General features: G+C 44.5%; 24 protein-coding genes. 10 read left to right on the top strand and 14 right to left on the bottom strand.

All coding sequences use genetic code 11. The annotated features are described in order from the left end of the window. The 6 genes from COT43_06135 to COT43_06110 form a co-directional block, all read left to right on the top strand. Nucleotides 1-235 (top strand): anhydro-N-acetylmuramic acid kinase (locus COT43_06135; GenBank protein ID PIS28616.1); only part of this gene is annotated, 235 nt, incomplete at its 5' end. Nucleotides 236-251: 16 nt separating this feature from the next. Beyond that, on the top strand, nt 252-1604 hold the full coding sequence (locus COT43_06130; GenBank protein ID PIS28615.1) for a phosphomannomutase: 1353 nt from the start codon (nt 252-254) through the stop codon (nt 1602-1604). 17 nt (nt 1605-1621) lie between these two features. Further along, nucleotides 1622-2605, top strand: coding sequence for a hypothetical protein (locus COT43_06125; GenBank protein PIS28614.1), 984 nt, complete (start codon nt 1622-1624; stop codon nt 2603-2605). A gap of 1 nt (nt 2606) precedes the next feature. Then, nucleotides 2607-2873 carry an HPr family phosphocarrier protein gene (locus COT43_06120; GenBank protein ID PIS28613.1) on the top strand — a complete coding sequence of 89 codons (267 nt, stop codon included), beginning with the start codon at nt 2607-2609 and terminating at the stop codon, nt 2871-2873. Beyond that, nucleotides 2874-4610 (top strand): phosphoenolpyruvate--protein phosphotransferase, encoded by a 1737-nt coding sequence (gene ptsP / locus COT43_06115; GenBank protein ID PIS28612.1) that lies wholly within the window; start codon nt 2874-2876, stop codon nt 4608-4610. A gap of 41 nt (nt 4611-4651) precedes the next feature. Beyond that, entirely contained in the window at nt 4652-5227 is a 576-nt protein-coding gene (locus tag COT43_06110; GenBank protein PIS28611.1) for a hypothetical protein, read from the top strand. Nucleotides 5228-5266: 39 nt separating this feature from the next. Here the strand turns inward: COT43_06110 and rnc are convergent, their stop codons facing one another. From rnc to COT43_06040, 14 genes are all read right to left on the bottom strand, one after another. Next, nucleotides 5267-5995, bottom strand: a complete 729-nt coding sequence (rnc, locus tag COT43_06105) for a ribonuclease III (GenBank protein ID PIS28610.1) — start codon at nt 5993-5995, stop codon at nt 5267-5269. Further along, nucleotides 5992-7233 carry a beta-ketoacyl-[acyl-carrier-protein] synthase II gene (fabF, locus tag COT43_06100; protein PIS28609.1) on the bottom strand — a complete coding sequence of 414 codons (1242 nt, stop codon included), beginning with the start codon at nt 7231-7233 and terminating at the stop codon, nt 5992-5994. The genes rnc and fabF overlap by 4 nt, the downstream gene beginning before the upstream one ends. 15 nt (nt 7234-7248) lie before the next feature. Continuing rightward, the gene (gene acpP, locus COT43_06095; GenBank protein ID PIS28608.1) at nt 7249-7482 is read right to left on the bottom strand and encodes an acyl carrier protein; all 234 of its coding nucleotides are present in this window, start codon (nt 7480-7482) and stop codon (nt 7249-7251) included. Between the two features lie 20 nt (nt 7483-7502). Then, nucleotides 7503-8249: a beta-ketoacyl-ACP reductase gene (locus COT43_06090; GenBank protein ID PIS28607.1), complete on the bottom strand. Its 747-nt coding sequence runs from the start codon at nt 8247-8249 to the stop codon at nt 7503-7505. Beyond that, nucleotides 8240-9166 carry a [acyl-carrier-protein] S-malonyltransferase gene (gene fabD / locus COT43_06085; protein PIS28606.1) on the bottom strand — a complete coding sequence of 309 codons (927 nt, stop codon included), beginning with the start codon at nt 9164-9166 and terminating at the stop codon, nt 8240-8242. The genes COT43_06090 and fabD overlap by 10 nt, the downstream gene beginning before the upstream one ends. Beyond that, nucleotides 9159-10169 (bottom strand): 3-oxoacyl-ACP synthase, encoded by a 1011-nt coding sequence (locus tag COT43_06080; GenBank protein PIS28605.1) that lies wholly within the window; start codon nt 10167-10169, stop codon nt 9159-9161. The genes fabD and COT43_06080 overlap by 8 nt, the downstream gene beginning before the upstream one ends. Before the next feature lie 131 nt (nt 10170-10300). Beyond that, a complete protein-coding gene (locus COT43_06075; GenBank protein PIS28604.1) occupies nt 10301-10483 on the bottom strand; it encodes a 50S ribosomal protein L32 in 183 nt (60 codons plus the stop codon). A gap of 4 nt (nt 10484-10487) precedes the next feature. Further along, the gene (locus COT43_06070) at nt 10488-11000 is read right to left on the bottom strand and encodes a hypothetical protein (GenBank protein PIS28603.1); all 513 of its coding nucleotides are present in this window, start codon (nt 10998-11000) and stop codon (nt 10488-10490) included. A gap of 111 nt (nt 11001-11111) precedes the next feature. Continuing rightward, complete coding sequence (locus COT43_06065; GenBank protein PIS28602.1) at nt 11112-12308, bottom strand: hypothetical protein; 1197 nt, start codon at nt 12306-12308, stop codon at nt 11112-11114. A 21-nt stretch (nt 12309-12329) separates the two neighbouring features. Next, the gene (locus COT43_06060) at nt 12330-13103 is read right to left on the bottom strand and encodes a hypothetical protein (protein PIS28601.1); all 774 of its coding nucleotides are present in this window, start codon (nt 13101-13103) and stop codon (nt 12330-12332) included. A gap of 23 nt (nt 13104-13126) precedes the next feature. Beyond that, entirely contained in the window at nt 13127-13543 is a 417-nt protein-coding gene (locus COT43_06055) for a nucleoside-diphosphate kinase (protein PIS28600.1), read from the bottom strand. A gap of 15 nt (nt 13544-13558) precedes the next feature. Then, nucleotides 13559-14500, bottom strand: a complete 942-nt coding sequence (locus tag COT43_06050) for a carbamate kinase (protein ID PIS28617.1) — start codon at nt 14498-14500, stop codon at nt 13559-13561. A gap of 17 nt (nt 14501-14517) precedes the next feature. Then, nucleotides 14518-15861 (bottom strand): GTPase, encoded by a 1344-nt coding sequence (locus COT43_06045; protein ID PIS28599.1) that lies wholly within the window; start codon nt 15859-15861, stop codon nt 14518-14520. A gap of 299 nt (nt 15862-16160) precedes the next feature. Next, a complete protein-coding gene (locus COT43_06040; protein PIS28598.1) occupies nt 16161-17135 on the bottom strand; it encodes an MBL fold metallo-hydrolase in 975 nt (324 codons plus the stop codon). Between the two features lie 197 nt (nt 17136-17332). Here COT43_06040 and COT43_06035 point away from each other — a divergent pair, with 197 nt between their 5' ends. From COT43_06035 to COT43_06020, 4 genes are all read left to right on the top strand, one after another. Beyond that, on the top strand, nt 17333-19237 hold the full coding sequence (locus tag COT43_06035) for a sodium:proline symporter (GenBank protein ID PIS28597.1): 1905 nt from the start codon (nt 17333-17335) through the stop codon (nt 19235-19237). 48 nt (nt 19238-19285) lie between these two features. Then, complete coding sequence (gene frlA / locus COT43_06030; GenBank protein ID PIS28596.1) at nt 19286-20617, top strand: fructoselysine transporter; 1332 nt, start codon at nt 19286-19288, stop codon at nt 20615-20617. A gap of 53 nt (nt 20618-20670) precedes the next feature. Next, nucleotides 20671-21396 (top strand): M48 family peptidase, encoded by a 726-nt coding sequence (locus tag COT43_06025; protein ID PIS28595.1) that lies wholly within the window; start codon nt 20671-20673, stop codon nt 21394-21396. Between the two features lie 201 nt (nt 21397-21597). Further along, a partial coding sequence (locus COT43_06020; protein PIS28594.1) for a phosphoenolpyruvate carboxykinase occupies nt 21598-22706 on the top strand: 1109 nt, incomplete at its 3' end.

Genomic DNA, 22706 nt, shown 5'->3' with positions numbered 1-22706 from the left:
TGAAATTATTATCAGCGGAGGTGGCGCAAAAAATCCGGTACTGGTAAATCATTTGAGAAGGATGTTTACAAATGTTCCTATCAGAAATACGACTGAACACGGAATCCCCGGCGATGCTAAAGAAGCGTTCGCATTCGCAATTTTAGCCGCCTTAAGAATCTGGGGAATTCCGGGAAATGTTCCTAATACGACCGGTGCCCGTCACAAAGTCGTATTAGGGAAAATTATTAATTGAAAGAAGAGGAGAAGAAATGAATCCGTACGTTTTTCGCGAATATGACATTCGAGGAGTCGTTGAGCTGGATTTTCCTGACGCGGATGTTGAATTATTAGGGAAAGGGATTGGCACTTTCATCCGGGAAAGAGGCGGGAGTTTATTGACAATCAGCGGTGACGTCCGTTTATCGACACCGAACCTGAAAAAGATGTTGGCGAAAGGATTGCTTTCAACGGGTGTAAACCTGATCGATATCGGAATTGTACCAACGCCTGTCAATTATTTCAGCATGTATTTTCTACCTGTTGACGGTGCTATCCAAATTACCGGTAGTCACAATCCGGCAGATATGAACGGATTTAAGATCACCTATCAGAAGCAGGCAGTTTATGGTGCTCAAATCCAGAAAATTCGCCAAATCATTGAGAGCGGCAATTTTACGACCGGTGAAGGTCAGATCAACAAGAAATCAATTCTTGAAGATTATAAAAATATGTTAGTATCCAAAATTAAACTGGATCGTCCGGTGAAAATTGCGATGGATTGTGGTAATGCGACGGCTTGTATGGTTGCACCGGAAGTATTTAAGAAGTTTGGGTGCGAAGTTACAGAACTTTTCTGCACGATAGACGGTTCCTTTCCGAATCATCATCCCGATCCGACAGTTCCGAAAAATCTGACGCAATTGATTGCCGAGGTTAAAAAAGGCGGTTATGATTTCGGAGTGGCTTTTGATGGTGACGCCGATCGGATTGGCGTTGTGGATGATAGAGGTCAGATTATTTGGGCAGATTACATCATGATTCTGTTTTTGGACGAGATCATCAAACATGGTGAAACGGTCATTTTTGATGTGAAGTGTTCGCAGGCGTTGGAGGAAGTGATTCTCCAGAAAGGTGGAAAACCGATGATGTGGAAAACTGGTCACTCGCTGATCAAACAAAAAATGCGTGAAGTCGGTGTTCCGTTCGCCGGTGAAATGAGCGGACATATTTTCTTCGGAGACGATTATTACGGTTACGACGACGCGATGTATGTAGCGGCGCGGTTCGCACAAATGATTTCGCGATATTCCGAACCGCTTTCGGCAAAAATGGAACGACTGCCGCATTATTTTTCGACTCCCGAAATGCGTCTGAATTGCGCCGACGATCCAACTAAATTCAGCATGACTGAAAAAGCCTCCGAATACTTCAAAGCGCACTACGAATGTATCGATGTTGATGGTGTGCGGATCAAATTTGGTGATGGCTGGGGGCTCGTCCGTTCATCGAATACTCAACCAGTGATTGTAACCCGTTTTGAGGCTAAGACGGAGCAACGATTGGAAGAAATTAAAAATTTAGTCTTGAATAAGTTGAAGGAATTTGGAGATTTTAGATATTGACTCTTCCTTATACTGACATGGAAAAAAGTCAAATGGACCGAGCGGAAGGACGTTTTGCCATTTTAGCAAATGAATTCAACCAAAGGTTGGCAAATTTTGAACTTCCGCAAATTCCCACCAGCCTATACGAACCCATTCGGTACAGTCTGGACGCCAAAGGAAAGCGTGTGCGCCCGATTCTACTGTTTCTTGTCGGCGAATCGCTTGGTGCGTCGCATGAGCAACTTTTTCCGGCGGCGCTGGCAATAGAATTGCTTCATACGTTTACGCTCGTCCACGATGATATAATGGATAAAGATACTCAGCGACGCGGTCGACCGACGTTGCACATCAAGTGGGACGACAACACCGCTATCCTTGCCGGCGACGCGCTAATGACGCTTGCTTTCCGAACGTTGATGAAAACCGAATCACGAGATATTAATCGAATAGGAGTGGAATTTAGTCAGGCAATGCTCGAAATCTGTGAAGGTCAGGCGATGGATATGGAATTCGAAAAGCGTCCGTTTGTCGGCGCCGATGAATATCTTCGAATGGTCGGAAAGAAAACCGGAAGGCTTCTCGGTTTGTCGTGTGTACTTGGTGCGCTCATCGCTGATCCAGCATCGGAATATATCGACGATCTGGCGGATTTCGGTCTCAAACTCGGACAGGCGTTTCAGATTCAGGACGATTGTCTTGAAATTACTTCCAACGAACAGAAAATGGGGAAAAGTCTGTTCAGCGACATTGCCAAGGGGAAGAAGACTTTTCCGGTGATTCAGGCGCTGGATGATCTATCTATTGAAGAGCGCAACGAATTTTTATCTTTTTTAAAAGAAAATTCGGATGACCGTGCAATTATCAGATCGGAGTTTGAAAAACGTGCCGCTCTGGAAAAATCGTTTTCGATGGTTCGGAAACTGCTAAACGAAGCTTCCAATCGGTTGTCAAAACTTCCACAGAATGCACAAGCGGGTTTGACCGACTTCATACAAACCATTTATCTTCGTCAGTCATAATATGGAAAAGAAAGAAGTCACGATTATGAACCGGCATGGATTGCATACACGTCCAGCGACGGCATTGGTAAAAAATGCTACCGGCTTCAAATCCGAAATCAATCTTGTCTATAAAGGCATTCGTGTCAATGCTAAAAGTATTCTCGGTTTGCTGGTGTTAGCGATCGAGCCGGGCGCGAAGGTGACTATTGAAGCAAACGGTCAGGATGAGAAGGAAGCAATCGAAAATATAGTTGTGTTGGTAGAAAATAAATTTGACATGGAATAGATTGTGAAAACTATCAAAGGCATCAAAATCTCTCCGGGTATCGCCATCGGTCCGACTTTTTATTTTAAACGCGATCAGTTTCCAATTCCAAAAAACAGGATTCAGGCATCGGATGCTGAGGCGGAGATTGCGCGGTTTCAGCAAGCCATTTCGAAAGCGACCGCCGAATTGACACAAATACGCAAATTGGTGTTGGAACATCTCGACGAGAATCACGCAATAATGATTGACGGTCAACTGATGATTCTTGGCGATCCTGAACTTATTAGGCTCGTCAGTCAGTATGTGCGGCAGGAGAACCGGAACGCCATCTGGGCATTTTTTGAAGTCCTTTCGACCTACGAGCAACTTTTGCAGGATTCAGAAGGCTATCAAAAAGACCGCGCGGTGGATCTGCGAGACGTTAAACGACGCGTTATTTTTCACCTTTCAGTTGATGACGCTTATCTGACACCAAAATTAAAGGAACCGGCGATCTATGTGGGCGACCGGATTACGCCGTCCGATCTGATTCATATTAAAGATCAAGGCGCTATCGGAATCATCTCACAAATCGGCGGTGTAGATTCGCATGTTGGCATTTTAGCGCGCGCTTTTCGTCTGCCGTATATTTCTCACATCATGAACCTTGAAGAGATTCTTTCCTCTTCTGAAATTGTTCTTGACGCCGATAACGAAGAGATCGTGCTGAACCTCTCGGATGAAAATCGTAAAATCTATGACGAACGCGCCCGCCAACATGAACTTTTAAACCAAAAATTGTTAACCGCCCGGCTCGTGAGTTCATCGTGCGATGGCGTTCCGTTTCGCGTTTTACTGAATATTGGCTTCGTTCAGGAACTTAAGACGATAAATCCGCATTCGGTGCTGGGAATCGGCCTATTCCGAACAGAATTTCTGTGCATCGAACGAAACGCAATCCCGAACGAAGAAGAACAGTTTGTCGCCTACCGAGATACGCTTCAGGCAATGAAAGGACGACCGGTTATATTCCGAACATTTGACTTCGGACGCGACAAACTCATCGCCATGCTGGACCTGGAAGTCATGCATCGGGACGTTGCTTTTGAAGAGTGGGGTGGAATCCGTTTTTGTCTGGATAATCCAGAAATCCTTCAAACACAGTTACGGGCTTTCCTTCGCGCAAGTATTTACGGATCAGCGCGCTTAATGTTGCCTATGGTGACGCGTATCGAAGATGTTCTGGAAGTCAAAAAAATGTTGGAGACTATCAAACGCGACCTGAAAAGGGAAGGCATTAAATTTCGGGATCGGTTTCCTTTAGGCGTGATGATCGAAACGAAATTGGCGCTTGATATTCTTGAACCGTTGGCTGGAATGGTGGATTTTTTCAGTGTTGGGACAAACGATCTGGCTCTTTACTTGATTGGAGCCAAACGTGACGAAAATTTGTCTAAGAACTACTATCATCCGATCATTTTTCGGGCGATTCATAAAATAGTACAAACCGCCGAAAGGTTTTCATTGCCAGTGACCGTATGTGGTGAAATGGCGTCCGATCCATTTGCGTTGGTCGGATTGATTGCCCTTGGCATTCGGATTATCAGCGTCAATTACAGTGCGTTACATGCCGTTTCCGATGAAATTAAGAATGTCCGGATTCTGGAAACGAAGACGTTAATGGAGCGGCTTCTTCAAGAAGAGAATCCGGTGGTGCTTTACCAACTTCTCCGTGATTTTTATAAAAATCAGATGGGTACAATTCCGCAGAAATAGCGCTTGTAATTCCGTTTGCGGGATGATATATTCATTCCGTGATGATCAAAGTCGAAATCCAAAAAATCGTTCAGTATCTACCCAGCAAAGGCTACGCTGTTCTTTTGAGAGAGGTCGGTGGAAACAGACAGCTTCCGATCATAGTGGGCACATTTGAAGCCCAAGCGATTGCGCTGGCGCTGGAAGACGTTGAGATGCCTAGACCACTAACGCATGATCTGATAGTCAATATTCTCAAAATATTGAATATGAAAATTACCCAAGTAATTGTCAATGATCTTCGGGAAAATACATTCTTCGCGCGTGTTTTTCTTGAAAATGAAACTGATCACTCCAGTTTACAGATCGATGCGCGGCCTAGTGACGCAATCGCTATTGGATTAAGAATGCGGGCACCGCTGTTTGTTTCGGATTCGGTCATGAATGCGGCGGGGCAACTCGCTGTTGTACAAAAAAATATACCAAAGTCTGAGAAAGATGTTGTCCCTGATATGGAAAATCTGGATAAGCTTTTCGATCTGCAGAAGAAATTACAGAATGCCATCAACGAAGAAAATTACGAATTAGCCGCTAAACTACGAGACCAAATTTCAGACTTCGATCAAGGCGAAAACTAAATTTTTCGATTATATACTAACCAGCCACCCGGTCAGAAACTAAACAGGCCGCTTTTTTCGGTAGGCTGTTAATTTAAAGTAGGCTACTTTTGCGGCTTTTTGCTCGGCGGCTAGTTTAGTATGTCCGACGCCGAACCCCAGTTTTTTCCCATCGATGACGACGGCGATTTTATAGAAACGTGCATGGTCGGGTCCAGTCATCTCTTCTATTTCGAAGCGGGGAGATTCTTTACCTTGTTTTTGGCAAATTTCAAAAATCTGTCCCTTGTAATTATAACGTGCAGTAGCGATCTCTCGCTTGCCGTCGAGCAAAATCCATTCATTGACAAACGGATAAACCGCTTTCAATCCGCCGTCGATATAAATGGCGCCAAGAAGCGATTCCACGACGCTGGAATAGATTTTCTTCATGGCTGGTACGTTTTGAACATTGAGGCTTTTATCCAGAAGTAAATTCTCCAGCAGATTGAGTTTCTTTCCGACCTCATAAAGTGAATCGCCGTTGACAATAATGGAGCGAGAAAGCGTCAGAGCGCCTTCTAATTTTTCCGGATATTTTTTATATAAATATTCAGACACGATCATCTCCAGAATTGCATCGCCGAGGAATTCCAGCCGTTCGTAGGAGAGATGACTTTTAGCCGCTTTTGATCGGTGAGTTACTGCCAAGCGGAGCAAGTCGGGATTTTTAAATGAATACCCCAGTTTTTTCTCGAGGGGAGAACGAGTTTTGTGGAAAAGATTTAGTAGTGAAAATTTCAATGTTATTTCTCAAACTTTTTAATAGCAAGAACCGAATTGTGTCCTCCGAATCCGAAATTATTGCTCAGCCCAGCGGAAAAATCGCGTTTCTGCGCTATGTTGGGTGTATAATTCAGATCACATTCCGGGTCTGGCGTTTCGTAATTGATTGTCGGAGGAATGATTTGATGATTCATGGCGAGAACGAGAGCGATAAACTCGATCGCTCCTGCCGCTCCCAGCAAATGCCCGGTCATCGATTTCGTAGAACTAATGGCGATTTTCTTTGCATCGTCGCCAAAGACCGATTTGATGGCAATCGTTTCTAATTTATCGTTAAGAATCGTCGAAGTTCCATGCGCATTGATGTAACCGAATGCCTCTTTGGGAAGTCCGGACATACGAATAGCGTTTTCGATGGCCATTGCCGAGCCTTTTCCTCCCGGGTGTGGCTGTGTGATGTGAAAGGCGTCTTCGGAAAAACCGTATCCAACAAGTTCTGCGTAAATATGTGCGTCGCGTTTCAAGGCATGTCCGAGTTCTTCGAGGACGATTATGCCTGCTCCTTCGCCGACTATAAAGCCGTCGCGATTTAGGTCGAATGGACGGCTTGCGCGAGCGGGTTCATCATTACGCCGAGAGAGCGCTTTCATATTCGAAAATCCGGCGATTGCCAGCGGCGTTATGCTCGCTTCAGAGCCGCCGGTAATCATCACATCTGCATCATTGCAAAGTATATGCATCATGGCGATGCCTATTGCATGAGACGAAGTTGCGCAAGCCGAGGCGACTGAGTAATTCGGCCCGGAAAATCCGAAATCAATGGCAATTTGTCCGGGGAAAATGTTCGGGATCATCATGGGAATAAATAACGGGCTAACAAAACGCGCGCCTTTTGTTATTAGCTGGGAATGCTGGAATTCGAGTGTTTCGATTCCACCGATCCCGGAGCCGGTGACAACGCCGACCCTTTCCTGACGAAAAGTGGATGTAAGTAATTGAGAATCATCGACAGCCTGTTTTGCCGCGGAAACGCCTAATTGTGCCATGCGATCCATGCGTTTAATATCTTTGAGAGGTAAATATGTGACTGGATCGAAGGCGCGGGCTTCAGCGGCGATGCGAACCGGCAACTCGTGGGCGTCAAACGATTCGATTAGTTTGACGCCACTTGTTCCGTTTTCGAGAGATTCCCAATAATCGGGTAAACTGCAACCGATGGGCGTGATGATTCCCAATCCGGTGACGACGACTCGTCTTTTCATCGGTGACAAACGAAATTATTTAATAACGGTGTCAATATATCGAACAACATCACCGACGGTCTTCAATTTTTCGGCTTCTTCATCCGGAATTTCGATGCCGAACTTTTCTTCCATTTTCATGATGAGTTCAACGGTGTCGAGAGAATCGGCGCCCAAATCGTCAATGAACGACGCTTCCATTTTGATTTTCGATTTTTCTATACCGAGTTTATCGGCTACGATTTCTTGGACTTTCTGAAAATTATCCATTTTATCCTCCTTTTGTGTTGTTACATGACCATTCCGCCATCGACCTGAATGACCTGACCCGTCAGGTAATCAGCCAACGGCGATGCTAAGAAAAGCGCAACATGCGCGACATCTTTTGGTGTCCCAGCCCGATGTAGGGGTATTTTTTTTATAAATTCTTCTTTCATGACGTCAGAAAGAACGGACGTCATCGTCGTTTCTATAAATCCCGGCGCAATCACATTGACCGTGATGTTTCGGGAAGCGAGTTCCTGCGCGACAGATTTTGAAAAACCAATGACTCCAGCCTTGCTAGCGGAGTAATTTGATTGACCGATGTTTCCCGTCAACCCAACAACCGAACTGATATTGATAACTTTTCCAAATCGTTGCCGGATCAAGTGTTTGGAAACAGCGCGAGTCATTAGAAAAACGCCTTTCAAATTCGTTTCCAAAACGGCGTTCCACTGGTCATCCTTCATTCTGAGTAAAAGGTTGTCGCGGGTGATGCCTGCATTATTGACCAACACGTCGATTTTTCCGAATTTCCCGATCACGGTTTCGACGAATTTTTCAACGTTTTCCGTATCGGCGACATTGCAGGAAACCGCGTCAAAAGTGTAACCTTTTTCGGTGAAATCGGCAATGGCAGAATCAAGTGCTGATTGTGCGTAATCAGAAAGAATGACAGTTGCCTGTTTTTGTGCAAATGTTTCAGCTATCGCGAATCCTATCCCTCTTCCGGAACCCGTGACGACTACAATTTTATCCTTAAAATTTAACTCCATTGAAACCTCGTCAGTTCGTGCCATGTTGAAATGCCGAAAATATTTACATCGCCGGAAGTACGCTTGATAAGTCCTTGTAAAACCTTTCCGGGTCCGACTTCGACGAATGTGTCAGCGCCGTCATTGATCATCGCGTGAATGCTGTCACTCCAGAGAACGGGCGACGTCAATTGTTCAATTAGCCGTTGACGGATTTCTATCGGATCTACCGACGCTTTTGCTGTGACGTTTAGGTAAATGGGATAGGATGGCGGTTTAAAAATCGCGGCGTCTAACGCTTTTTTCAATTCGATGCGTGCGCCGGTCATCAATTCGGAGTGAAATGCGCCGCCGACCGTCAATTCTACAACCATTTTTGCGCCGGCATTTTTCATTTCACGCATCATCATCTGAATGGAATGCGTTTCACCGCTAATGACTATCTGACTTGGCGAATTAACGTTGGCGACGTTGCAAATGCCGGTTACTGAAGAATCCGAGATAATCTCACGAACTTTATCGATAGACAAACCGACGATTGCCGCCATTGTGCCGACGGTTTTTTCGGTTGCAATCTGCATTTGCTCGGAACGGATTTTGACGAGATTCAGTCCTTCTTCAAAGGGAAGTGAACCAGCGGCGACGAGTGCGGAGTATTCACCCAAACTATGACCAGCGACCATTTCCGGCTGGAATCCGCGCTGTTTCAATTCTTCATAAACGATAAGCGAAAACGTAAAAATTGCCGGTTGCGTTATGGCGGTTTGTGTCAGTTTGTTCAACGGTCCGTTGAAGGAGAATTCTTTCAGTGCGAAACCGAGCTGTGACTCCGCGGCATCGAAATAAGAACGCGCGATTTTACCTTTTTCGTAGAAGTCGGCGCCCATGCCGATATATTGTGACGCCTGTCCCGGGAAAACGAACGCTTTCTTAGGCATGACGCAAATGCCCCCAACGAACAAGAACACTTCCCCAAGTAAAACCGGCACCGAATGCGGACAGCAGAACGATATCACCATCCTTGATTCTTCCGTCATCAAAAGCTTCGACCATTCCGATCGGGATTGTCGCCGCCGTCGTGTTGCCATAGCGGTCGATATTAAGAAGAACCTGTTCTGTTTTGAAATTCAACCGTTCCACGCAAACGTCAATAATTCGTTTATTTGCTTGATGCGGAATGAAAATAGATACGTCTTTTCCCGTCAGGGAATTTCGGTTTAAAATCTCTTCCGAAACCGCGGCCATCCGGCTTACGGCGAACTTGAACACGGCTTTGCCTTCCTGATAAATGAAGTGCATTTTCTGATCGACTGTTTCATGGGTAGCAGGATGAAGGCTTCCGCCTCCGAGCATATAGAGAAAATCTTTGCCTGCGCCGTCCATCTTAAGAATGTGATCGAATATACCGGACGTGTCATCATCTTCCATGGCTTCGAGTAAGACGACGCCCGCGCCGTCTCCAAAAAGAACACAGGTGTCGCGATTCGTATAATCGGTGATGGAACTCATCGTGTCCGCTCCGAAAACCAATACCTTTTTATATTGATCGTTTTCGACAAATTGAGTCGCGACAACGAGTGCATACAGGAAACCGGAGCATGCGGCAGATACATCAAATCCAAAGGCATTTTTTGCGCCGATACCATTTTGTATGAGTGCGGCGGTGGAGGGAAAGAACATGTCAGGTGTAACGGTTGCAACGACGATCAGATCGATCTCTTCTGGATCGACGGGAAATCGTTTTTGCATGTCTGCAAACGCCTGAATGCTCATTTGGGCTGTGGCTTCGCCTTTTGCTACCAGATGACGTTCGACGATACCGGTGCGCGTCCGAATCCACGCATCGGTAGTGTCAACCATCTTTTCCAAATCAGAATTGGTTAACACGCGCTCAGGCGTATATTTTCCAAATGCTGAGATGACAGATCGTTTTTTACTCATAACTTCCTATTGGCGACACGAGATATTTCGATGGAACAGGGATTAGAATGTCCTGTTTCAAAAGAAAATACTGTGCCGTTTTTTCTGTCCCAATTGCTCTCTCCGAAAATTTATGTTCAGAGGAAATGACTTTACTTCTCTTTTGCAGAAATGACTGGGCGCCCCCTATAATATCCGCAATTCAGACAGGCGCGATGAGGTAATTTAGGTTCTCCGCACTGGGGACATTTGGAAATCATTTGCTCGTCAAGTTTCTTATGTGTTCTGCGTTTGTCCCGGCGCGATTTAGATGTCTTGCGTTTTGGTTGTGCCAATTCTCTATTCCTCCAAACTAAGTGTTAACATTTTTTTTAACGGTTTCCAGCGATCGTCACTTTTGTTTTGTCCGCATTTGCATTTTTCAAAATTCAGATTTACTCCGCAGTGAGGACAAAGCCCTCGGCAGTTTTCACTGCAGAGTTTTTTCATCGGCACACTGAGCAATAAAGCGTCACGAATATAATTCGAGATGTCAACTTCCATCGTCGTTTGCGTGATGGGAATGATATTCTCGTCGATCAGATCAGATCCAATTTTACTCGTCGTTAAAATGACCTGAAAGTCAGCCGTAAGATTTTTCTTAAATAAAACAAGGCAACGGTCGCATTCGAATTCGGCTTCAGATTGAACGATTCCGTCGAGACTGATTTCGCTGGAACCTTTGTTGATGGATAGAACAACTTTTATCAGCGACTCTTTGAACCACTCATCGGAAATGCCAAGAAATTCCGGCATGAGGGAACCCTCGATCTTTTGAAAACCTTCTCTTAATGCGTTCAGTCTAATCTTCATATCAACCAGCAAATTTATTTCAATGCGCCTTGATATTCAAGTTTTTTACTCTATAAAAGAAAAGACGCCCCTTAAACGGACGTCTTTTCAGTAAACGATCAGGAATATAAATTATTTAATCTCTTCGGATTTAGCCTCGGAATTCTCCTCGCTTTCGGCAGGAGTTTCAGAAGTTTTTTCTTCCTCTTCTTTTTTGTTTTTTTCTTCTTCGGCCAGTTCGTCCTCGTCTTTTCTCTCGATCAGGTTTTCTTCATCTTTTTTCTTACGGAGAATAATGTAAATGATCGACTGTCCGGCGGAGATGTTACTGAAAAAGTAGGCGATCACAGAAGCCGCGATAACGAACAAGGCGATCGTGATTAAAATGATGGTAATAATATCGGTTGTGATAAAAAATAACGGTTTAGTTATGCCTAAAGAAGCGTTGGTCGAGTAACTAAAGAATCGACTGATGTACAGATTCAAGGGTGAATTTACGCCATATAGATAAGAAGAAGCTTGCTCGACGATTCGTGCAATTTTTCCGTCCATCAACCACGGTAATCCGAAGACATAATTGAAAAACTTATAACCCAAAATTAATGCCCAGCCGTAAATGAACGTCGCAATTCCGCTTAGTCCGACCACAATGGTCTCATAAAGAATCAGTCGCCAGGGCTGAGACCATAAGGTGGAATAACTCTGGAAAACTGTTTCCATCGTATCTTCTTCTGCTGTTCCGACTATAGCCGGAGCAAGTGTGAATGAAACAACGAAAACCACCGCCGAATAAACGACAAAGGTCGAAACGATAAAATACAGTAAATAGGGTAATCCCAGAACGAGGATATCCAGAACCGGCCATTGGGCGATCCATGCGGCGACGATGGCACAAAAAACAAAAAATGCGATAATGAGTAAAATGGAGATCGGTCCCATGACGACCGCCGTGCCGTGTTTCTTGATGTACTTGAAACTATCGCCGGACGAAAAGAATTCGTCTCCTTTTAATTGCTTATACGTTATTCTGGATACGGCCAGCGAAGCCTCCAGAAATAAAACTACCCAGAGTATGATTCCAATTCCGCCAACTATCCAAGCATACCATGCAATAGGCAGAGCCGCCGTGAAGAGACAGGGAAAGAAGTGAAATGTATTCCAGATTTCAGCGACTGATTGGCCGTTTAAGATTAGGGCTAAATATGTCAGGACAGTATAAACACCCCAGCCGATGGCTAATCCGAGTGTATGAACCCAGATTTTTTTACCGCTGAGCGCCAGACGTGGTGTACGGAAAATATCACGAACATCAAAATAAGTCAATTTCATTATTTCCTCCTTAATTTTTATTTAATCTTGTCGAACATTGTCAATCCAGAAATTTTCGTTTGGATATCTTTTCTTGAAGTCATTTAAAGATTGTTTTGCTTCTTCGCGTGAATCGAACATTCCGAGCCGAATTCTATACCATGTCTCTTTGGTTTCTTTAAAAACGGCCTTTTGGATGTAGGCGTCAAGCCCCATATTTGACAACCGCGCGAGTTCCTTTTCTGCCGATTTGTACGTCTTCCATGATGAAATCTGGATCGTATATTTTCCGCTGACGATAGGAATTGATTTTCCCTTGTCATAGACCTTATTTACCGGTTTAGGCGCCGCTTGTTTTACCGATGTAGTGCTGCTTGGAACCTGTGGCGTTTTTTGTTTATCGCTGGTCTCATAGATTGGCGCCGGAGCGTTTTCGGAAATACCTAAACCTGCAGAATCAGAGGTTTCATCTTTCGTCGAATCAACAGCGATTTCACAGATGAAGTCGCTTTTACTTTTATCTTTTCCGTCCGCCCCGATGATAGCGCTTTGAACAGTGTACTGTCCTGCGATATCTGGAACGAAATAGATGGAAAAACTCCGGCTGTCGGGCTGGAACGAGAGGATGTCCAAGTTGCTTTCTGGCGGTTTCCGACTAAAAACCCACCTGAACGAGCAACCGATCGTATCTTCAGGCGCTTCGATCACGGCGGATAAATGAAGCGGATTGCCGACGAGGCCGCGAATGGGTTCTTTCTTTCCGCACGATGCGAGCATTAGGGAAAAGGTAAGGATAACCAAGATCGACTTTTTCATATTTTCTCTCCTTCGAGGGTAAATCACTCGATAATTTCAATCGTGGGAAAGAAAAATGCAATTTCTTTTTTAGCGTTTTCTTCCAAATCACTTCCATGAACGATATTTTCTTGAACATTGCTCGCATATAAACGCCGTAATGTTCCTTCCGCGGCTTTGGATGGATCTGTGTTTCCGATGCAATTCCGAAATGCCTGAACGGCATCTTCCTTTTCTAAAACCATCGGTACACAGGGGCCGGAAGTCATGAATCGGATTAATCCTTCGAAAAACGATTTGTCTTTATGTATTGCATAGAAGTTTTCCGCTTCTTTCTGATCCATCTTAACGGTTTTTATGGAACGAATAGAGAAGCCGTTTTCCTCGATAAAACGAATCGAATTGCCGATTAATTTCCGCCGGACACAATCCGGTTTGAGTATTGCTAATGTCTTTTCCATCTTTTACTTGCCTTTCTATGGGACGATTGTCGTTCCTGATTCTCCATGCAAACTGATTACCGCACTCTCGACCGATGTGATCACGACAATTTGGCCGCCTGACTCAATGAAATTAATTGCTGCGCGAATTTTGGGTCCCATGCTTCCTGCAGGAAATTGTTCCTCTTCATAAAGTTTTTTTAAATCGCGAACACGGATTTTATCTATTTTTTCCTCGTTTTGTTTTCCGTAGTTCATTGAAACAAAATCTATATCGGTTAGAATATATAATTCAGACGCTTCGATGTCCCGCGCTAGAACGGCGGACGCAAGATCCTTGTCAATTACCGCATCAAAACCTTCGTAAAGACCGTTTTTCATAATATAAACCGGAATTCCGCCACCGCCCGCGGCGATGACAATGATTCCGGCATCTATCAGTGTTTTGATGGCTTTCCGGTTGATGATTCGGATCGGTTCGGGCGATGGAACCACTCTGCGCCAGCCTTTGCCCGGCACTTCCTTGATTTGCCAGTTGTGTTGCCGAGCGATTTCACGGATTTCCTGTTTGCCATACCAACTGCCGATGTATTTCGTTGGATTATTGACAGACGGATCGTTCTCGTCAACAATGACTTGCGTAACGATTGAAACGACTTCACGTGGGATTTTCTCGGTGATCAAGGCGTTCTGAAGTGACTGTTCGATCATGTAACCCATTCCGCCTTCGGTGTCTGCGACGCAAATGCCGAGAGGCAGGATCGGCGTTTTTTCCATTGACAATTCAACTCTTAGGAGAGCGTTGCCAACTTGCGGACCGTTTCCGTGTGTGATCGCCAGATGATAATCCTGCTGAAGGAGATTCATCACAGATTTCAAACTCGCTCGCGTGTTACGGAATTGATTGGCAATCGTGTCGATTTGCCCTTTCGGAGAGATAGCATTTCCTCCGAGTGCGATGACTGCGGTCTTATTCATCGGCATATACAGAACTCCTACTTTTGAAGACCCTGTTTGCGCAGGAAATCATCCAGCACTTCTGATAAATCGGGTTTGCCGATTTCCTGCAAGTCGTAGAATACGCGTGTATTCGGTTTAGTAATTTTAATGATTCGGTTGAGATCGATCGGAGTTCCAATGACGACTGCGTCGCAATCTGTGTGTTCGATCGTTGCTTCGAGATCACGCACTTGTTGATCACCGTATCCCATTGCCGGTAAAAGATTTCCGATGTTCGGATAAATGCGGAATGTCTCCGCCAATTTTCCGACAACGAATGGTCTAGGATCGACTAGTTTGTCGGCACCAAATTTTTTGGCGGCTACCGTTCCAGCGCCTATTTTCATTTCTCCATGAGTCAGAGTCGGGCCGTCTTCGACGACAAGAACTCGCTTATTGCGGATGATTTCCGGTTTCTCGACGCGAATGGGTGAAGCGGCGTCAATGACAATTGCACCCGGATTGACTGCGGCGATGCTTTCGCGAACCGTTTGGACACCTTCGGGAGAAGCCGTATCGATTTTATTGATAATAACGACGTCCGCCATCCGAAGATTTACCTCGCCTGGATAGTAGCGCAGTTCGTTCCCGGGGCGGTGCGGATCGACGACGGTAATGAACAAATCGGGGCGATAAAACGAGAAATCGTTATTTCCGCCGTCCCAAAGGATAACGTCGCAACCAGATGGATCGTTTTCCGCCGCGCGTAAAATTGCCTCGTAATCGACTCCAGCGTAGATTACGTTTCCGCGAATTATGTGTGGTTCATATTCTTCCATCTCTTCGATGGTACAATGATTGTCGGCCAGGTCTTTCAGCGTCGCGAAACGTTGGACTTTTTGTTCTGGCAAATTTCCGTACGGCATCGGATGTCGCACTGCGACAACGCGCAAACCTTTGGACATGAGGATTTCGATGACTTTTCGTGAAGTCTGGCTCTTGCCGCATCCGGTTCGGGTTGCGCAGACAGAAATCACCGGTTTGACGCTTCTCAGCATGGTTGCGTCCGGTCCCAATAGAATGAAATTTGCTCCGGCGGCGTTGACGATAGAACTGATATTCATCACTCGCGTGTAGGGAACATCGCTGTAGGAAAATACGCAATCTTGGACATGGTATTCCCGGATGAGATTGGGTAATTCTTCTTCGGACAAAATTGGGATGCCATTTGGATATAATTTGCCGGCAAGGACAGATGGATATTTCCTGCCATAAATGTCTGGGATTTGTGCCGCCGTAAATGCTACGACGTTCGCCGATTCATTATCACGATAATAGGTGTTGAAATTGTGGAAATCTCTTCCTGCGGCGCCAATGATTAAAACGTTCTTTTTATTCATAATTAGTTCCTTATTTTTATGGGTTAAGTTGCTTGAAAGATGACAAATAACAAATAAGGAGACTTATTTAAAGCCGAAATGATATGTCCACATGATCAGTGAATAAGTGTAATTAGTCATTATGTGTAAAAAACCTTTTCAGTTTTCAATGAATATTCAAGAACTCATTCAATTAACGCATTCTAAATTATAGAGATTCTCGTCGAATTTCAAGGAAAAGATATTTATTAAATGAAGTTTTGATAGTTTCGGTGGAATAATTTGTTAACCGCGTGGCATTCATTGAATTAGGAAAAAGATCAGATGGTTAACTCGATTCCTTCGATAGCGAGCGAGATTTTTAGTTTTGTACCCAATTTATTCGTCTTGGTATATTGACGTCCTTCATTGATCATCTCGTACAATTTTTCGTCGGAATAGGAAGGATCGTGATGAAAAAGAACCAGATGACGGACATTGGCTTCGTGAGCAAAATTGATTCCCTGAATCAACGTGCTGTGTCCCCAGTTTTCCTTTTCCACTAACTCATCTACCGTAAATTGTCCATCGAAAATCAAAATATCAGCGTTTTTGAAAAATTGCAGATAAGAATCGATTTTGGTTTTTGTCAAGTTTGTGTATTCGGAATCGGTGGCATAGACGATCGATTTCCCGTTGAAATCAACGCGATACCCAAACGAGCCGCCCGGATGATTTAACATTTTATTAGTAATCTTAATTCCGTCCAAATCGATGGTTTCTTCTTTACGTAATTGTACAAATTCGATATTAGCGCCCATCGCCGAAAGCGAAATCGGGTAATATTCGTCTTCCTGCTGGTTGCCGAAGCGATATTCCAAACCGTTGTGAACGCCGTATATAAGGACGTGATTGCCCGACACGTATGCTGGCGAGAAAAATGGAAATCCGCTAATATGGTCCCAGTGGGTGTGAGAAATGAAAATGTGGGCAGTTCCTTTACCCTCGCCAAATTGAGAGCGCATTAATAACTCGCCCAATTTCCGAATTCCAGATCCCGCGTCGAAAATTAGGTGTTTGCCGGCGACTTGTACATGTACGCAAGCGGTGTTGCCTCCAACGAAATACTTTAGTTTTTTGGGTAAGTCGTTGATGAAATCCTCGATTGTCTTTTCGTCTTCAAAACGTCTATTATGGGCTATCTTAAGAACAGAACGAAGACGTCTTTCGAGTCCATGAGAATCCGGAGATGACGGCGCCGATCCGCGTACGCCCCAAAACTGAACTTTCAATCTGGTATCGCTGTTTTTAATCATAAAAACTTTCTTTTTACCGACTCAACTGACAATTTCATATGACCCAATCAATTATCTGGAATATGGAGTATAATTCTAAAAAAATCAACTGAATTTTCATTTTTAGCAAGGTTAACGACAAAAAAGCCTTACCATTTTCCATATTGTTTCTAAATTAACAACCGTTGTCTTGAGATCAAGGATAAGAAGGAGTTTTTATGCAAGGAATTCATGTGTTTGATATAGCCATTATCGGGATTTACTTCGCACTGGTTATCGCCATCGCGGCTTATTTTACAAAAAAAGCCGGAACGAGCACCAACAATTTTTTTCTATCGGGAAGAAACCTTCCGTGGTGGCTTGCCGGTACAGCCATGGTCGCCACAACCTTTGCCGCAGACACGCCATTAGCGGTGACGGAGCTTGTTGCTAAAAATGGAATCGCAGGAAATTGGCTATGGTGGAATCTGGCTATCGGCGGCATGCTAACGGTTTTTTTCTTTGCAAAACTCTGGCGCCGGGCTGAGATCGTTACAGACGTCGAGTTTACTGAGATGCGTTACTCCGGAAAACCGGCTGCGGTGCTTCGCGGTTTTCGTGCGCTTTATCTGGGAATCTTTATGAATGGAATCGTTCTTGCTTGGGTGCATAAAGCAATGGAGAAAATATTTCATGTGACCGTTCCGGGAATCGATCCATTTTTGCTGACGGCAATTGTTGCCGGAATCATCGGTATTTATGCGGCGGCTTCAGGATTGCTCGGCACGGCGAGGACTGATGCTTTCCAATTTCTTTTTGCGATGACCGGCTGTATCATTTTTGCCATTATCGTTTTGCAAGTTCCGGAGATTGGAGGTGCCGCTCACTTAAAAGAACAACTTGCACCGCAGGTGATGAGTTTCTTTCCGAAAATTGGCAACGTTTCGCTATCCGGAGTAACTGGCGGCATACTCGCGCTTTCTATTGGCGCTTTCTTCGCACATATCGGTTTACAGTGGTGGTCAACATGGTATCCGGGCGCCGATCCAGGCGGCGGCGGTTATATAGCCCAACGAATGATGTCATGCAAGAATGAAAAACATAGCGTATTTGCGACTCTTTGGTTCACGATCGCTCATTACACTTTACGTCCCTGGCCTTGGATCATTATCGCACTTGCGGCTTTAGTAATTTTGCCGAGAGCCGACAGTCCTTCGACTTTACGAGCAGAAAATCCTGCCATTTACGAACAGGTTGTAGATGCCTACAACAACCAGCAATTGTTGAAATCTGATGATCCCATTTATCAAACAACTGAATTCAAGGAATTTTACGAGAAATACGAAAATACCGTCGATCCGGGCGTTATGTATCCGAAATTAATGATGAAATATCTGCCGACTGGCTTGCTTGGTTTTCTGATTGCTGTATTCCTTGCCGCTTATATGTCAACAATTGCTTCTCAATTGAACTGGGGAACGTCGTACATCATCAACGATTTTTACAGACGATTTATTAAGCACAATGCCAGCGAAAAACATTATGTCCTTGTGTCCAGAATTGCCATGTTGCTGATGGTTGTTTTTTCGCTTTGGATAATGCGACTCTTGACGACGATTTCCGGCGCATGGGAATTTATCATTAATGCCAGCGCAGGAATGGGCGCCGTGCTGATTTTTCGCTGGTTCTGGTGGCGCATCAACGCATGGTCGGAGATTTCCGCGATGGTTGCTCCGCTTATTATTTATCCGATTGCAAAATACGGCTATGGTATGCAGTCACCGATGACGCTTTATCCAATTGTTGCTGGAACGACAATTGTTTGGCTTATTGTAACTTATCTAACAAAACCAGTTGATAATGAAGTTTTACTAAAATTTTATACAAAAACGCATCCGGGCGGAATCGGCTGGAAGCCGATTTCCAAACAACTGCCGAGCGTGAAAAGTGATACAGGCTTTATAAAAGCATTCGTTGCATGGATGTGCGGAATCATCTTGATTTATTCGTCGTTGTTCGGATTTGGTGAATTGATTTTTGCCAATTATGTCATGGCAACCGTTTATCTCACAGTTTCTGCTGTTTCCGGTATTGCTATTTATCTGTACCTTTCAAAAGTTGGTTGGAAAATTGTCAGTGAATGAAGTCGCCGGAAGGTGCGACTTACAACGATATGAATGTACAATAGGTGAGTGAATCCGGTGAGTGAACTGAAAAGAGAATTGAACCTGACTCATATCATGGCGTTGGTTCTCGGTTCGGTCATCGGATCAGGTGTTTTCATCAATCTTCCCATAGTTGCTAAAGAAGCGGGAAGTCCCTGGATGGCGGTTTTGGCTTGGTTCATCGGCGGACTGATCTGGTTACCGCAATTGCTGATTCTCTCGGAAATTTCGACCGCTTATCCCGAAGAGGGTTTCGGTTATCTTTACATGAAGAAAGCGGGCAGTCCGGCGCTCGGTTTTCTTTATGTCTGGACGGTTTTCTGGACGAGCGACACGCCGTCGATCACAATCGTCGCACTCAGCGCTGGTTCTGCACTTTCTGTTTTTTGGCCACCGTTGCACGGAACCATTTACACCAAACTGTTCGCCTCGCTGTTGATTCTGGCGCTGACATACGTTCATTACCGGAGCGTTAAAAAGGGCGGCGGATTGCAGGTTTTTCTGACGATCGTTAAAATCTCGCCATTGATTCTGCTTTGTATTCTCGGATTTATGTATTTCAACTCTGATAATTTGTTTTTCGAACCGATACTTCCCGATAAAGCAAACGTCGGATTTATGACGTTGTTGGTCGCAGGCGTTGCCGCAACAATTTGGTCTTACGCCGGATTCACGAATGTTCTTTATATGACCGGCGAGATGAAAAATCCGCAGAAAATCGTGCCATTTAGCATGATTATGTCGGTTGGAATTGTGACAGTCATTTATGTATTGATTAGTCTGGCGACCAGCGTTTTCGTTCCCTATGAAACGCTCATTCAAAATGTTGGGCAATTTGCCAATCCGTTTTTGTATTTACCGGCGTTCGCTAAAATCGCCGCGGCATTTCTGGCAATTGCCGCTTTCGCCAGCATGATGGGTTGTCTGAACGCTTTGATTATGGTTCAACCGCGCATTGAATATGCTGTTGCGCGCGACGGACTTTTTTTCAAACCATTCGGGCATGTGCATCCGAAATATCTAACTCCGGATTATTCGATCCTTTTTCAATCCGGGCTTGCAATCGCTTTGATGTTCTTCGGCGGATTGGAAGATTTGCTTGGTTATTTTACGCTGTCGTACCTGTTTCAGAATGCGATGGTTGACAGTGCTATCTTCGTTCTAAGGAAAAAGACTGACTATCATCCGACTTTCCGCTCGCCGCTTTGGTTAATGATGACAATTTTGGCGATCGGAACACAGATTTATCTCATTTACGGAACTTTCATTGCTTTTCCGGTTGGCGGCGTTCTAACCGCGGCGGCGTTGATTGCCACAGGATTGCCGGTTTATTGGTATTTTAAAAGTCGGCAAAAGTGATAGTCCGGTGAGGTTCATCGATTGTGAGCATTTTCAAGCAACTTACATATAGTATGAAAGAAACTAAGACGATTGTTTATCCGGAAATTGGAGAAGTGAAATTCCGGCGGAGTCTCCGAGCAAAACGGCTGAGCATCCGCATCAGAGCGCCGAAAAATGTTTGCGTCGTTTTGCCAATCGGCATCAATCTTTCCGCCGCTGGAAAATTTGTCGAAGCAAAACATTCGTGGATAGTTAATCATTTGTGTCAGATCGAAAAGAGAACTCCCAAAATTCCGGATTTCGACGAGAATCAGCCGATTAAAACTCGTTTTCACACATTAAAATTCTGTGCTGTCCGAATAGCGAACGGAAAGATCGAAATCAAAATTCTTCCGGGAATTATCCAAATTAATTATCCTGAAGATATTACTGTTCGACATCAATCCGTTCAAAAGGCGATTCGCATCGGAATGCTCGATGCGTATGGCCTTGAAGCACGTGAATTCTTACCAAAAAGGACATTGGAACTGAGTCAACAATTTGGGTTTCGATATGCAGGTTTGCGAATCAAAAATCAAAAAACGCGCTGGGGAAGTTGCTCATCCAGAAATCACATCAATTTGAATCTTCAATTAATGCGATTGCCCGATCATTTGATTGATTATGTGATCCTTCACGAATTGACCCACACAAAAGTCAAAAACCACAGCGCGACGTTCTGGTCGGAACTGGCGCGCGTTTTTCCGCAATATCAAATAGCGCGGAAAGAGATGAAACGGTATGCAATCGGATTTTAAAAGAATGAGATGGAAATTCAGATTATGCGATCTTCAGGATTTTCCAAAGATTTGTTTGGCAATTATGCTCTAACTTTTTAAGTTGTAATATGGCTCAGAAGAAATCAAAGAGCGACGTTTTCGAGCGATCGGGAGAACGAATGTCCGTTGAAAACGTCACGATTATAGCGAATAAGTAAGATATAAAGGAATCAAAGAATCATGAAATCGAATCCATCAATTCTCAGCTCATCTGCCATGGCAAAATTATCGGCGTTGAACAATCCTTATGTTGTCCAAATTGTCGAAGAATATGTCGCGTTGTGTAAGCCATCGAAGGTAACGATCATAACCGATTCACCTGAGGACATTGCTTATGTGCGACAACTGGCGCTGGATACTGGTGAAGAATCTAAAATTTCGATGAATGGACACACGATCCACTACGATGGATATGAAGATCAGGGCAGAGATAAAGAACACACGCGCGTTCTACTTCCCAGAGGTCAGATTCTTTCCAAGCGCATCAATACGATCGATCGCGAAGAGGGATTAGCGGAAATTTACCAACTAATGGACGGCATCATGAAAGGAAAAGAGATGCTCGTGCGATTCTTTTGCCTGGGACCGCTCGATTCGCGTTTTTCAATTCCAGCCATGCAGATTACCGATTCCACTTATGTTGCTCATAGTGAAGACCTGCTATATCGAACCGGTTATGAAGAATTTTTGCGGCTGAAAGGAAGCGACAAATTCTTTCAATTTATTCACTCGGCGGGTGAACTGGATGAGCGCGGTTGTACGAAAAACGTTTCCGATAGAAGAATTTATATCGATCTCGAAAAAAACCGGGTTTTTTCTATTAACAACCAGTATGCCGGGAACAGCATTGGGCTCAAGAAACTGGCTTTGCGATTGGCGATCAATAAGGCGAATCATGAGGATTGGCTATCCGAACACATGTTTTTAATGGGCGTTCATCCGCAAGGAAAAAACCGGACGACTTATTTTACCGGCGCGTTTCCGAGCGCCTGCGGAAAGACCAGCACGGCAATGATTCCCGGTCAAACCATCGTTGGGGATGATATCGTTTACATGAAAATTATCGAAGATGGAGTCTGTCATGCAGTCAATATCGAATCCGGAATATTCGGCATCATTGCAGATGTGAATCCGGTTGACGATCCGTTGATTTATAAATGTCTGACAACACCGCGTGAACTCATTTTTTCTAATATTTTAATCAATGACAAAAAACCCTATTGGTTAGGCATGGGATGCCAGACGCCGGAAACTGGAGTGAACCACTCTGGCAAATGGTTTAAAGGGAA

It is taken from the genome of Candidatus Marinimicrobia bacterium CG08_land_8_20_14_0_20_45_22, from assembly GCA_002774355.1.
GTDB lineage: Bacteria > Fidelibacterota > UBA2242 > UBA2242 > UBA2242 > 0-14-0-20-45-22.
The sequence above is the reverse complement of the archived record's forward strand: the minus strand, read 5'-3'. Positions and strand labels throughout refer to the sequence as shown.

Excerpts from the sequence above, each read along its gene's own strand:
- COT43_06040 (PIS28598.1), bottom strand. The coding sequence starts at position 17,135 with ATGATTAAAAACAGCGATACCAGATTGAAAGTTCAGTTTTGGGGCGTA.
- COT43_06025 (PIS28595.1), top strand. The coding sequence starts at position 20,671 with ATGAAAGAAACTAAGACGATTGTTTATCCGGAAATTGGAGAAGTGAAA.
- COT43_06080 (PIS28605.1), bottom strand. The coding sequence starts at position 10,169 with ATGAGTAAAAAACGATCTGTCATCTCAGCATTTGGAAAATATACGCCT.
- COT43_06055 (PIS28600.1), bottom strand. The coding sequence starts at position 13,543 with ATGGAAAAGACATTAGCAATACTCAAACCGGATTGTGTCCGGCGGAAA.
- fabD (PIS28606.1), bottom strand. The coding sequence starts at position 9,166 with ATGCCTAAGAAAGCGTTCGTTTTCCCGGGACAGGCGTCACAATATATC.
- COT43_06045 (PIS28599.1), bottom strand. The coding sequence starts at position 15,861 with ATGAATAAAAAGAACGTTTTAATCATTGGCGCCGCAGGAAGAGATTTC.
- COT43_06050 (PIS28617.1), bottom strand. The coding sequence starts at position 14,500 with ATGAATAAGACCGCAGTCATCGCACTCGGAGGAAATGCTATCTCTCCG.
- COT43_06065 (PIS28602.1), bottom strand. The coding sequence starts at position 12,308 with ATGAAATTGACTTATTTTGATGTTCGTGATATTTTCCGTACACCACGT.
- COT43_06125 (PIS28614.1), top strand. The coding sequence starts at position 1,622 with ATGGAAAAAAGTCAAATGGACCGAGCGGAAGGACGTTTTGCCATTTTA.
- fabF (PIS28609.1), bottom strand. The coding sequence starts at position 7,233 with ATGAAAAGACGAGTCGTCGTCACCGGATTGGGAATCATCACGCCCATC.
- COT43_06060 (PIS28601.1), bottom strand. The coding sequence starts at position 13,103 with ATGAAAAAGTCGATCTTGGTTATCCTTACCTTTTCCCTAATGCTCGCA.
- COT43_06120 (PIS28613.1), top strand. The coding sequence starts at position 2,607 with ATGGAAAAGAAAGAAGTCACGATTATGAACCGGCATGGATTGCATACA.
- acpP (PIS28608.1), bottom strand. The coding sequence starts at position 7,482 with ATGGATAATTTTCAGAAAGTCCAAGAAATCGTAGCCGATAAACTCGGT.
- COT43_06090 (PIS28607.1), bottom strand. The coding sequence starts at position 8,249 with ATGGAGTTAAATTTTAAGGATAAAATTGTAGTCGTCACGGGTTCCGGA.
- COT43_06110 (PIS28611.1), top strand. The coding sequence starts at position 4,652 with ATGATCAAAGTCGAAATCCAAAAAATCGTTCAGTATCTACCCAGCAAA.
- COT43_06130 (PIS28615.1), top strand. The coding sequence starts at position 252 with ATGAATCCGTACGTTTTTCGCGAATATGACATTCGAGGAGTCGTTGAG.
- COT43_06035 (PIS28597.1), top strand. The coding sequence starts at position 17,333 with ATGCAAGGAATTCATGTGTTTGATATAGCCATTATCGGGATTTACTTC.
- COT43_06070 (PIS28603.1), bottom strand. The coding sequence starts at position 11,000 with ATGAAGATTAGACTGAACGCATTAAGAGAAGGTTTTCAAAAGATCGAG.